Origin of the sequence: Phormidium yuhuli AB48, from assembly GCF_023983615.1 — a bacterium.
Lineage (GTDB): Bacteria > Cyanobacteriota > Cyanobacteriia > Cyanobacteriales > Geitlerinemataceae > Sodalinema > Sodalinema yuhuli.
In genome coordinates this window covers 4,035,142-4,046,953 of the sequence record NZ_CP098611.1, presented here as the reverse complement: position 1 = coordinate 4,046,953, position 11,812 = coordinate 4,035,142, and the positions used below count along the sequence as shown (strand labels likewise).

The window sequence follows — 11,812 nt, the reverse complement described above, 5'->3', positions numbered from 1 at the left end:
GTTAGCTGGATTGAGATCCTTGGGGTTTGCTTGTAGAGGTGCTCTGTAAACTGAGGAAGTAGAGCCAGCCTGCTGTGCTGAGAAAACTAACGTAGGCGATCGCTTGGGCCACATAGAGGCGATCGCGATAGCCAAAGAGGGTTTTGAGGATAATTCCGGGAAATTCTTGATCGGGTAACAGCCCTCGGGCATCCCAAACCAGTCCCCCCAAGACACAAGAGACCCCATCGGGGTTACACCAATTGGCAAATTGCGGTTGCTGGTGTGCTAAGGCCTCGACGGCTCCATTGATCTGTTTTAGGGCGGAAATGACTAACCCCGAGACAATCAACAGAAGCAACAGACCCATGACCTGAAAGAACTGACGGACGTTAATTTTGACGCCGGTGCGAAATAGTAACAGTCCTAAGGTCGCAGCGGCAGCTAATCCAGCTAGGGCCCCTAGGGTGGGAACCCATCCTTGCTGAAACTTAGCCAGGATAAAGACAACGGTTTCAAAGCCTTCCCGCAAGACGGCAATAAAGACGAGACTAAAAATTCCCCAAGCGGCGGCCGGCCCTTGGCTCACCGATGGGTGACTGGGGGGATGGCTCCCGGAACTCAGGTCTTGGGCTAAGGCTTCGGTGACTGCGCCCTCGATGTCCCCTTTGAGGGATCGCGCCTGTTGGGTCATCCACAGTAACATCCAACTGAGCATGAGAATCGCCACCAGACAGAGGACGCCTTCTAATAAGGGTTCGACGATGGGGGCATAGGGCTGTTGAGAGCGGCGCATTGCTCCCATTCCCAGGTAAAACAACCAACCCACTAAGGCACTCGCCCCCACTCCGGCCCCCACCCCGCTAAAGACCCAACGGTTCAGTTGGGATTGCTGCGCTCTTTTGAGACAGGACAGAACAATCCCCACCACCAGGGCAGCTTCAAAGCCTTCTCGTAACGTAATGACGAAGGTGGGGAGAGCAGCTGTCAAATCTAGGGTCATGGGCGATCGCGTTGGGTTAAAGGGGTCTCTCGGTCATTATACGCCGCTTGGGGCTGGCGTCTGGGTCAATCGCCCCCCATTTGGGGAGGTTTCGGACTGTCGCTCACTAGCTAAAATCCCGAAGCATTTTCCTCAACTCGATGGTATGGAGTTCTTCGGTGCCGATCATGCCCCGGGTGTACTCTTCGAGATAGACACTGGCATTTTCCACGGTTTCTAAAAGCCGTTTGTACATGTCCAGGGCCTCTTGCTCATGATTCAGGCTTTCCTTGAGCAGGTCAGAGACTGAGTGTTGATAACTTTCTTCAATAGGGGCAATCCGTTGACTCGGATGTCCACCAATGCCTGTGAGAATTTCTCCGGCTTGCTGGGCATGAAGCAAGGACTCGCTCGCTTGAGTTTTGAAGAAATCAACAATGGGGATGCGGTTGGGACCGGTCACCATGAGGGAATAGTGGGTATAACGGACTACCCCCGCTAACTCGAACTCCATAATTGTGTTGAGAAGTTCGATGGTCTTTTCTAGATTGAGGTCTTTCATGAAGGCTAAGGTTGCAGTAGTTGGGTGTGACACTTTATTTACTGTATCGCAGGAATTTCTTGCAATTGTCAAGGAACGGAGAGGTTTGTCTCTCCCTGGATTAAGCGGCTTGGGGATGGAGAAAGCAGGTCTGGGCATGATATTGCCAAAAACTGCGGATGTGATCGCCCACGGAATTGGGATCAAAATAATGGAACACATGGGTATTCCCTGGATGCTCCCAGAGGCGATCGCCCCGTTTGAGCCAAGGAATCCAACCTTGAAGTTGGCGCCGGTCCACAATGGTATCACCCCGACTGCCACAAACAAACAGGGGCACGGCGACGCCTGCGGGGCTGATGTGATCGCGGTGATAGAGGGAATGAGGGGAGGGGGATCGCAGCAAGTCGGCTTCTAGGATTTTGATCCCTAATTTTGTATCCTCCCAAGAACAGGAGCCGACAATCGACCGCACCATCTGCCCCAGAAGCATCTCACGACTACAGGGCAACAGTTGACGTTGCACGTAATAATGAGCTTGCCAATCTATGGCGGGGTGACAGCCCACCCCCAACAGACTCAGGGTTTTGACTCGTTCGGGATGACGCCGGCTATAGAGTAACCCGACGGTTCCCCCGGTGCTATGGCCGATCAGATGAACCGGCTGGTTAAGCGTGCATAGGTACTCATCCAACAGGTTGACGGCTATGTCTAAAGAGCTTGGCTCATCAGCCGTTTGGGAGTATTCCCACTCTGCAAGCACCCGGGTTTGGGAAAGATACTGCATGAGGGGACGGTGAAACCGCCGCCAACTCGGGTTGGGGTTGAGCCAGATGACTTGAGGACTGTTGGACATGGCACGACTAAACAAAAGAACTGGGTGAGTGATTCTCAAATGAATGGCAGCTTATTGAGAATAATCTTCAATAGTGCTGGCTTTAGCGTAGCAGCTACGGCCCATTTTTGAGAAATATTAGCAATAGTTTTAAATATATTTCCCTAATAGGTTTAGAGATTTTAAATTAGTATTCGCAATAAATAGCTAAGCCTGTTATCAAAACTCCCGAGAACATTTGCCTTTAAAGTGCTATGAAATAGGGCTTTTATGAGCTTTTAGGGGCAATAGTTAAGGAAGTAGAGGTTTTCGTTAATGAGAATGATTAGGGCGATCGCCCCTCGGGAGCATTTTATGAATCGGAGGGCTCGGGGGGTCTTAATGTCTTGGCTCGTTCGAGACGACTGAGGAAATCACTTTCATCGTAAATCTCGCCCACGAGTTCCTCTAGGATATCTTCGAGAGAGACCAACCCCACCGTTCCCCCATACTCATCCACCACAATGGCTAGATGCAGTCGCTGTTGTAGCATCTCTTTGAGTAAATCCGCGACCCGTTTAGTTTCTGGGATATAAACCGGGGAGTCCATCACAGTGGTGACGAGATCTCCATGTCCCTCGGGGTGCGATCGCAGATGTTGTAGAGCCCGTTTTAGGTGAACAATGCCGAGAATACAATCCTTGGACTCCTCCTGAACGGGAATGCGAGAGTAGCCCGTTTCTAAGCATAAATCCACCAAATCTTGTAAGCTAGCATTGTAGGCGATCGTCCGCATTTCGATACGAGATTTAACCACGTCTTTGGCACTCAAACTATCGAGCATCAATGCTTTGTTAAGAAGCTGATGTTTATGGAAATCTAACTTACCCTTACCCCCTAGCACCTCAATCATCAACTGCAAATCCCGCAAGGATTCCCCCGGCTGGCCTGACTTGGACTTAAATTGCTTGAGGGCCAACTCCGTAATCAACTCAAAAAGCTGAATCACACGCAGGATTGATAAAACTTTTGAGAGCCAATAAATTGGACGGATGACCGTTAAAAAGATAGGTAAAACATGATTGATAGCAACAGATTTAGGAACAATTTCTCCAAAGGTTAAAACCAAAAAGGTGATCACTGCCGTAGCCACTCCCACCCCTCGATTGCCCAGCCACATACTAAATAAATTACTGGTTAGAATTGCCGAAAGATTATTAACTAAGGTATTTCCGACTAAAAGAGTAATAATAAAACGGGCACGATTTTCTAATAAAGTATTTAAAATAAACTTGGGACTCTTTGGCTCCTGAATCAACGAACGAATTTTGAAATTATCCAGAGCCGTCAGAGCCGTTTCCGAGCCCGCGAAGAACCCCGATAACAAGAGCATGAAGGCTAAAATAGAAATATCGAGCCAAACGCTGCCCAAGAGAGGAGGATTATCATAGACAGCAACGAGCAAGGACATGGACGATGATGAAACAAGCAACATGATCATGATTCCAAAACGCAAGAAACCCTGGCTTGTCTAACGACAAAACCAGGATTTCTCAAAGATATCCTCTCAACGGATGGGGGATTATCCGGCATATGCAGTTTGATAGGCCCACCAGAGCAAGAAGGCAATCCCGCCGAGAATCAAAACCGAAGATAGTGCGATCGCCACAGGGGTATCCGCACCTTTAAACTTCATGATGCCACGATTGAGGTCAGTCATAATGCAGACTAGGGGTAAACCTGTACAGGTCTCGTATGAACGAGTGGGGAGGAGGGTATAACGCCTGAGCGGACAAAACTCTCTGCCCCAGTGTTAGTGTAGTATAAGTGCGTGTGACCCAACCACAACCGGTCACGGTAAGTCCCTAACCTCTTGGCTGTCCCCTCAACGTCCCTTACAACACATCTATGTCTGGTACTCCCACCATCGCCGTCTCTCATCTCGGCTGCGAGAAAAATCGTATCGATACGGAACATATGCTCGGCCTACTGCTGCAAGCCGGCTACAACATTGACGCGAACGAAGATTTCGCCGATTACGTCATCGTCAACACCTGTAGCTTCATCCAGGCGGCGCGGGAAGAGTCGGTGCGAACCTTAGTGGAACTGGCTGAAGAGGGTAAAAAAATCGTCATCACCGGCTGCATGGCCCAGCATTTCCAGGAGGAACTCCTCAACGAAATCCCCGAAGCCGTTGCCGTTGTGGGCACTGGGGACTATAACAAGATTGTCAATGTCATCGAGCGGGCCGAGCAGGGGGAACGGGTGAAGGAAGTATCCGCCAATCCCACCTACATTGCTGACGAGTCCACCCCTCGCTATCGCACCACCAACGAAGGCTTTGCCTATTTGCGGATTGCCGAAGGCTGTGACTATCGTTGTGCCTTTTGCATTATCCCCCATCTGCGGGGTAACCAGCGATCGCGCCCCATCGAGTCCATTATCACCGAAGCCAAACAACTGGCCGAACAAGGGGTACAGGAATTAATTCTCATCTCACAGATTACCACCAACTACGGAGTTGACCTATACGGTAAACCCAAACTCGCGGAACTCTTGCGAGAACTGGGCAAGGTGGAGATTCCCTGGGTGCGGATGCACTACACCTATCCCACGGGCCTCACCCCAGTGGTGATGACGGCCATTCGCGAGACTAGCAATGCCCTACCTTATTTAGACTTACCCCTACAACATTCTCATCCTGAGGTTCTCAAGGCCATGAACCGTCCTTGGCAGGGACGAGTGAATGACGAGATTATCGATCGCATCAAAACGGCCCTCCCCGAAGCCGTCTTACGCACCACCTTTATCGTCGGCTTCCCCGGAGAAACCGAGGAACATTTCCAGCATCTGGTGGAGTTTGTCAAACGTCATGAGTTTGATCATGTGGGGGTGTTCACCTTCTCCCCCGAAGAAGAAACGCCAGCCTTCTCTATGGATCATCAAGTTCCCCAAGAGGTGATGAACGAGCGACGGGATATCTTGATGTCGATTCAACAGGAAATTTCCCACAAACGCAATCAAGCGCAAATCGGCCAGGTGGTTGAGGTGTTAGTAGAGGAACTCAATCCCCGTACGGGACAATGGATTGGGCGTTCGGCTCGTTTTGCCCCCGAGGTGGATGGGGTGATCTATGTAGAGGGTTCTCCTGAGACTTCCCCACAATTAGGGACTCTGGTTTCAGTGAAGATTATTGATGCTGACCCCTACGATCTCTATGGGGAGCTAGTTAGCTAAGTAGGGTAGAACAGGCCCGCAACTCATCCGGAATCCGAGTCCCCAGGGGGAACTCCAACACCGTCTCACGAAACCCCAGATAACCACTCTCAGAAAACGAGAGTAACATCCGACACAGGGCAATCCAGACCGATCGCTCAAACTCCCAATCCTTGCCCCTCGCAGCGCGATCGGCAATGGACTTCAATGCCCAAAAATAGCTATTACGAGTGACAGCCCCTCCCTTTTTAAAGGGGGGCACATCCTCCCGATGTACATAGAGAACTCCCTCTTCTAGTCGTGTAACTCGCATCAACTCTTATAGACGAACAGCAACGCCTCCCTGTCCCAGCCAACGGTTACAGTAAGAGAGGACCATCTTATTTTCCCCTTCCAGATTACTATGGGTCACGCCTCTCTCTACTCCGAAGACCACTTTGTTGTCCTCGAAACTAACCAAGAGGAGCAAATCCTCACCGCTGACGAACTCTTGCAAAAACTTGAGGGGATTCTCGCTCAGCGTTCCCCAGATGATTTACCCCGAGAGCTAAAACCCCTCAAAACCTTGGGCGATCGCACCCGTTATCTGATGGAAAACGCTTGCGATCTCGACATGGGCCCCGGGGAGTTTCTGCAATGGTACGCCATTCGGCTGGAAAAATAACCCCGATTACCCCTTCGGCTGAGCAATAATCGCCACATCAATAAACCCCTCCTCCGGTTCCTGGACGTCCACCCGCACCCCAGGACCAAAAAAGACCTCCATATCCTGCCGTTTCTCCTGCCAAACCGCCAACGGGAGTAGTGGCGAGTCAAACTCCAAAATCAAGGCATAGGCCCCATCCACAGCCTCTTCGCGAATCCCCTCCAAAATCGGCCGCGCCTTATCATTGGGACTGAGTTTGAGAAATTCCAAGGCCTCCAACAGGTGGGCCCGTTCCGCGTAGCGATAGCGGTTGACATCAATGCGAACTTGGTTCTGAGTATCTGTCGCCTGGGTTTCCCGCAGTGTTAACACCTCGGGGGGGGTGGGTTGAGTGAATGGAGCCGGCTTCAACTCCGCTGACTTTAGGGCCAAACCAATCAGCAAAACGGGGATTCCGTAGAAGAACCCCGCCAGATTCAGGGTCGCATTCCCAGAAAAATAGGCCCCGAAGCCAACAATCGTCAGACTTAACCCCACCCCCAGGGCGATCGCCGCCAGGGAGGTTTGACGCAAAAAAGCAGGTAAAACAGGCATAACGAAGAAACTCGATTGCGATGAGCGTGCCTTGAGATTGTCCCTGAAAACCGTCCTCGGTTTCAACTCCCGCCCCAATTCTCAACCGGCCTTGACAGGGGAAGCCGTCGCGACTCCGTTGTCCTTGCTACAATATCAACGCAAACGCATCGCTAAAGGTACAGTCCAGAATGGATACAACCACCATCCGCTCCCAGATTGAGCAAATTGAAAGCAAACGCGGGGTTCTCCTTGATCTCCTCGAACGTCCCGACTTAGGAACCCTCCGCATCGATGTCAACCAAGCTCTAGAGGAAATGGATGACCTGATTGAGGAGTTTAAACGCACCTTCCCCGATGCTCAACAGCCTCATACGTAAGGTCATTCCCGTTTTGCCTTAATACATCCGTTGAGGATATCGCTTTAGTATTTTGACCCCAGGGGGGAGTCTTCGCCGGCTCCCCCCTGAGTCTGTTTAAGCGTCTTTTTTCCCGGGTTTGTCCTCAGGGGCGATCGCCCTGTCTGGGGTCAGTTGCCTAATTGTCCCCTAAAATCTCCTCATTTTCCTGCCTTGACCGCCATTTTCCAGGTGACAGTTAACATAGCGTCGAGATCTCGTCCCCCTTTCCCCGTTCAATCGCCTTTACTAAAGCTATTCAAACCCCATCGTCATCTGGATTGCAACTACCATGGAAACCTTAGCACAGCTCTTTACAAACCTGCCCCAGCCAACCGCCCCAATCCTCGCCCCGACCCCCCTAACCCTCCCGCCTGATTCCCGCTCCCGAAACGTCTCTGCTCCCTTAGAAATCTGGCAAATTTTCCCCCTTTAACCCTTCAGCTAAATCCCAATCTCTCAAGTCCCAATCCTCCGAAGTATGAATAATTGTGTGTGATTTCTGTAATGGGGAGCAAACCCCGTGAAGTGACCGTCTACAGCCTATTCTTCTCCTGTTAACCCCCATTGAGGGCAAGATCATGTACCAGAAAAAAGTCTTACCACTGTTCGGACAAAGCCAAGGTTTTGAGCCACAAACCGGCTATTTTGTCAATGAAATTTTTTGGAATCTGCTGCTGCGTTCCCAACTTGAACAGGCCAAACAGTCAACTCCTACCCGGTCCCCCAAGGCCGACTCATTACCCCAAACCAATCCCTAGCGATCGCAGGGGTCAAGGGCTTTGATAAGATATGGACTCCAAGATCATCCACTCTATCAAAGCAGTAATCCCAACTCCCTATGGCTCAGCAGTATCGCATCACTCTGTTACCCGGCGACGGCATTGGCCCAGAAATCATCACCGTGGCCGTCCAGGCCTTAACGGTCATCGGCAAACAATTTGACCTAGACTTTAGTTTTCAAGAAGCCCTCATCGGCGGTTCTGCCATCGATGCGACAGGAAGCCCCCTTCCGGAAGAGACCCTGAAACTCTGCCGCAATAGTGATTCTGTCATGCTGGCCGCCATCGGCGGTTACAAATGGGACAGCTTACCCCGCCACCAACGCCCCGAAACTGGACTCCTCGGGCTACGGGCGGGGTTAGGCCTGTTTGCGAACCTGCGTCCCGCCACCATCCTGCCCCAACTCGTCGATGCCTCGACCCTGAAACGAGAGGTGGTCGAAGGGGTTGATATTATGGTCGTTCGTGAACTGACTGGGGGTGTCTATTTCGGGGAACCCAAAGGCGTATTTGAAACGGAAAGCGGCGAACAGCGTGGGGTGAATACCATGGCCTATCGCAGCTCAGAAATTGACCGCATTGGGAAAGTGGCCTTTGAAACTGCCCAAAAACGGGGCGGGAAACTCTGTTCCGTCGATAAAGCCAATGTCTTAGAAGTCTCTCAACTCTGGCGCGATCGCATTACGGCCCTGGCCGCCGACTATCCCGAGGTGGAACTCTCCCATCTCTACGTCGACAATGCCGCCATGCAGCTGGTGCGGGCCCCCAAACAGTTCGATACCATCGTCACCGGTAATCTCTTTGGGGACATCCTCTCTGATGCGGCGGCCATGTTAACTGGCAGTATTGGTATGTTGCCCTCCGCCAGTTTAGGGGCTGATGGCCCTGGCGTCTATGAGCCGGTCCATGGGTCTGCCCCCGATATCGCTGGCCAGGATAAAGCCAATCCTCTGGCTCAAGTCCTCAGTGCTGCCATGATGTTACGTTATGACCTCAACCAACCCGCAGCCAGCGATCGCCTGGAGAAAGCGGTGATGACGGTTCTAGACCAGAACTATCGCACCGGAGATATTATGTCTGAAGGGATGAAACTCGTCGGCTGTCAGGAGATGTCTGATGTTCTCCTGGCGGCCCTAGAGGGTTAGAATCGGTCACTCAGAGGGGGAGAGAGATGGATACAGGATCCCCTCTACTCCTCCAAGCTAGAGTTTCCCACGGTTAACACAGTATAGCTCCCGAAAATCTTAAGAATTTCGGTATATTTACTGAAAGCGGCGATCGCCTCAGAGAGTATCGCCGGCTCCTTGGGGGCCTCAAGATCCACAAAAAAGAGATATTCTCCCAGCAGTCGTTTCGTCGGCCGTGACTCAATACGACTCATGTTAATTCCGTAGTCAGCCAGGACCTGTAGGGGGTTGAGCAAGGCTCCGGGAGAATTGTGGGGCAAACTAAAGGCTAAGGATAAATAGGCTGGCCCTGGGGCTTGAGGTAGGTCGATTCGATCCTTCGCTCTCCGGACAACCCAGAAACGAGTGCAATTGTCTCGGTGATCATTAATCCCATAGGCCAGAATCGGCAAATCATAGAGTTGGGCCGCCCGTTCCGAGGCGATCGCCCCCACCTGGGGGTCTTGTAAATAGTGCAAGGCCTCCGCCGTAGAATTGGTTGAATGGAGTGTCACTTGAGATAACTCCCTTTCTAGCCAATGTTGGCATTGGGCCAGGGCCTGGGGATGGGAATACACCGTTTTAATCTGTTCCAACCCCGTCCCCCGAGAAATCAGGGCATGATGAATTGGCAAGACCAACCCCTGTTGCACCTGAAGGGCCTCTTTTTCCCAGAAGCTATCCAAACTCACGGTGACACTGCCCTGAATCGAGTTTTCAATCGGAATCACCGCCAGATCACAGGTTCCCTGCAATAGGGACTCTAGGGTTTGAGAGATGCTAGGATAGGGAACCAATTTGCCCTTGCGCCCGGAGGTATCCCCTAACCAGTTGCAATAGGCTAAAGCGGCAGCTTCCGTATACGTTCCCGTTGGACCAAGGTAAGCAAGGGTTAACATTAACAGTTGACAATTGAGAATTAATGGTTGACAGTCTAAGCATCCGTGTTAGTACGGTTAAGAGAAATGAAGGAGTCCAACCCCATAACAGTGACCAAACTCCTGATTTTGTGGCTATTACAGCTATTGAAGGCGCGATCGCGCCCTAATATGGGACTTGACACATCAGTATTAATACGGTTAATACTGACACATAAGGATTTGGAGTCAGAGCTGGGAGAATTATGTCAAAGGTAATTGTAACGGGGGCCGCCGGATTTATTGGCTCGAACTTGGTTGAAGCCCTATTAGCACAGGGTCACCAGGTCGTTGGTGTTGACCGCTTCACCGACTATTACGACACTCGAGTCAAACATCGTAATCTGGCTTCTGTCCTCCGTAGACCGGGGTTTAAACTGATTCAAGATGATATTCGTAATTTGGATTGGGCATCCCTGTTAGAAGACGTTGACATTGTCTATCACCAAGCGGCACAGGCTGGAGTCCGTGCCAGTTGGGGCGATGGCTTCCAAGCCTATACAGACCTGAACGTCAATAGCACCCAGGTTCTGCTCGAAGCCGCTAAAGACGCGAATCTGAGCCGGTTCGTGTATGCGTCCTCATCCTCCGTCTATGGAGATGCGATCGCCTACCCCACCAGTGAGAACACCTTACCCCAGCCCGTATCTCCCTATGGCGTGACCAAGTTAGCCGCAGAACATCTCTGCCGACTCTATCACGTCAACTACGGTGTTCCCACCGTCTCCCTGCGTTACTTTACGGTCTACGGTCCTCGGCAGCGTCCTGACATGGCCTTTCATAAGTTTCTGAAAGCAGCCTTAGATGACGAACCCATCTCCGTATATGGAGATGGTCAGCAAACCCGAGATTTCACCTTTATCAAAGATGCCGTTGCAGCTAACCTCGCTGCGGCTACGGTCACCGGTGCCATTGGCGAAGTGTTCAACATCGGGGGAGGCAGTCGCATCAGTCTCCGGGATACCATTTCCCTGATGGAAGAGGTCATCGGCAAACCCATCGCCATCAACTATACTCAAACCTCCAAGGGAGATGCCCGCCACACCAGTGCTGATGTCTCCAAAGCGAAACAGATCCTTGGCTATCAGCCCCAAGTCTCCCTCAAAGACGGATTAGGGCAAGAGTGGGAATGGTTGCAACAACTCTACGCTCACCTCCGTTCTCCCCATCTACAACTGGTTGCATGAGGTAACAGCCAGGGGTCTGGCATTCTCAGAGTCTCATGGCAGCGGTTTCTCTCTCAAGGGGAGCCGCTGCTTGGGTTGTCAAGGGAGACGGTCACAGCGAATCCCCCGCCCCCCCTCCCTGCTCCAATATTGAGTTGATGGGGTCTTGACAGGACGCGATGTCTCATGGTAAAAGGGAGGGGAGGACTGCGATGAAAGTGATTCTCAAAAGTTTGAGGGGCTAAACTAAGCAACTGTTATAACGTTGTTCCTGGCCGCCCCATTGTTAATCTTCAGAATGAGGTGTTACTCAGAAATGGACGACCCTGGCGGTAGTCATCATTGCGACAGATTTCCCCAAGAGCTACAGCTCTCTGTCCCTGAGTAGGCGATTCTCGATGATTTGGATGTAACCCAGTTTTGGGTGTGACTCCATCTCTGGTCGCCTACCGAGGGGCGATCGCGAGCAAAGGAGATGGACTATGCAACGAGACTGGAAATGGTCATGCTGGTATAGGGTTCCTGTGTGGAATCATCAGTTTGCTGCTAAGTTTTTGGGCTTAGACGGCGGCATTTGCAGTGTTTATAGTCTGAATCTTATTAAGGAAGATTTGAAGGACAACATCCTGGGT

General features: G+C 51.4%; 14 protein-coding genes. 6 read left to right on the top strand and 8 right to left on the bottom strand.

The features are described from left to right. Window position 1: 1 nt before the first annotated feature. The 5 genes from NEA10_RS17395 to NEA10_RS17375 form a co-directional block, all read right to left on the bottom strand. The gene (locus NEA10_RS17395) at window positions 2-982 is read right to left on the bottom strand and encodes an FTR1 family iron permease (RefSeq protein WP_252662612.1); all 981 of its coding nucleotides are present in this window, start codon (window positions 980-982) and stop codon (window positions 2-4) included. 106 nt (window positions 983-1,088) lie between these two features. Continuing rightward, window positions 1,089-1,523, bottom strand: coding sequence for a ferritin-like domain-containing protein (locus tag NEA10_RS17390; RefSeq protein ID WP_252662611.1), 435 nt, complete (start codon window positions 1,521-1,523; stop codon window positions 1,089-1,091). 100 nt (window positions 1,524-1,623) lie between these two features. After that, window positions 1,624-2,358: an alpha/beta fold hydrolase gene (locus tag NEA10_RS17385; RefSeq protein ID WP_252662610.1), complete on the bottom strand. Its 735-nt coding sequence runs from the start codon at window positions 2,356-2,358 to the stop codon at window positions 1,624-1,626. A 331-nt stretch (window positions 2,359-2,689) separates the two neighbouring features. Next, window positions 2,690-3,811, bottom strand: a complete 1,122-nt coding sequence (locus NEA10_RS17380) for a hemolysin family protein (RefSeq protein ID WP_252662609.1) — start codon at window positions 3,809-3,811, stop codon at window positions 2,690-2,692. Between the two features lie 87 nt (window positions 3,812-3,898). Beyond that, on the bottom strand, window positions 3,899-4,036 hold the full coding sequence (locus NEA10_RS17375) for a hypothetical protein (protein ID WP_192925050.1): 138 nt from the start codon (window positions 4,034-4,036) through the stop codon (window positions 3,899-3,901). A gap of 188 nt (window positions 4,037-4,224) precedes the next feature. Here NEA10_RS17375 and rimO point away from each other — a divergent pair, with 188 nt between their 5' ends. Beyond that, on the top strand, window positions 4,225-5,553 hold the full coding sequence (gene rimO, locus NEA10_RS17370) for a 30S ribosomal protein S12 methylthiotransferase RimO (protein WP_252662608.1): 1,329 nt from the start codon (window positions 4,225-4,227) through the stop codon (window positions 5,551-5,553). On the opposite strand, the gene NEA10_RS17365 is transcribed toward rimO, so the two are convergent. Next, on the bottom strand, window positions 5,546-5,845 hold the full coding sequence (locus tag NEA10_RS17365) for a hypothetical protein (protein ID WP_252662607.1): 300 nt from the start codon (window positions 5,843-5,845) through the stop codon (window positions 5,546-5,548). The genes rimO and NEA10_RS17365 overlap by 8 nt on opposite strands. Window positions 5,846-5,935: 90 nt before the next feature. On the opposite strand from NEA10_RS17365, the gene NEA10_RS17360 reads away from it, so the two are divergent. Continuing rightward, a complete protein-coding gene (locus NEA10_RS17360) occupies window positions 5,936-6,196 on the top strand; it encodes a CRR7 family NDH-1 assembly protein (RefSeq protein WP_252662606.1) in 261 nt (86 codons plus the stop codon). Window positions 6,197-6,202: 6 nt separating this feature from the next. On the opposite strand, the gene NEA10_RS17355 is transcribed toward NEA10_RS17360, so the two are convergent. Then, complete coding sequence (locus NEA10_RS17355) at window positions 6,203-6,772, bottom strand: DUF2854 domain-containing protein (protein ID WP_252662605.1); 570 nt, start codon at window positions 6,770-6,772, stop codon at window positions 6,203-6,205. A 170-nt stretch (window positions 6,773-6,942) separates the two neighbouring features. On the opposite strand from NEA10_RS17355, the gene NEA10_RS17350 reads away from it, so the two are divergent. The 3 genes from NEA10_RS17350 (at window position 6,943) to leuB (ending at window position 9,076) form a co-directional block, all read left to right on the top strand. Beyond that, window positions 6,943-7,131 carry a hypothetical protein gene (locus NEA10_RS17350; RefSeq protein ID WP_252662604.1) on the top strand — a complete coding sequence of 63 codons (189 nt, stop codon included), beginning with the start codon at window positions 6,943-6,945 and terminating at the stop codon, window positions 7,129-7,131. A 599-nt stretch (window positions 7,132-7,730) separates the two neighbouring features. After that, window positions 7,731-7,910 (top strand): hypothetical protein, encoded by a 180-nt coding sequence (locus NEA10_RS17345; RefSeq protein ID WP_252662603.1) that lies wholly within the window; start codon window positions 7,731-7,733, stop codon window positions 7,908-7,910. Between the two features lie 80 nt (window positions 7,911-7,990). Next, window positions 7,991-9,076 (top strand): 3-isopropylmalate dehydrogenase, encoded by a 1,086-nt coding sequence (gene leuB / locus NEA10_RS17340; RefSeq protein ID WP_252662602.1) that lies wholly within the window; start codon window positions 7,991-7,993, stop codon window positions 9,074-9,076. Window positions 9,077-9,120: 44 nt separating this feature from the next. Here leuB and pheA read toward each other — a convergent pair whose 3' ends face one another. Beyond that, window positions 9,121-9,996 (bottom strand): prephenate dehydratase, encoded by an 876-nt coding sequence (pheA, locus tag NEA10_RS17335; RefSeq protein ID WP_252662601.1) that lies wholly within the window; start codon window positions 9,994-9,996, stop codon window positions 9,121-9,123. Window positions 9,997-10,220: 224 nt separating this feature from the next. Between pheA and NEA10_RS17330 the strand changes: the two genes are divergently transcribed. After that, a complete protein-coding gene (locus NEA10_RS17330; RefSeq protein WP_252662600.1) occupies window positions 10,221-11,201 on the top strand; it encodes an NAD-dependent epimerase/dehydratase family protein in 981 nt (326 codons plus the stop codon). Window positions 11,202-11,812 lie beyond the last annotated feature (611 nt).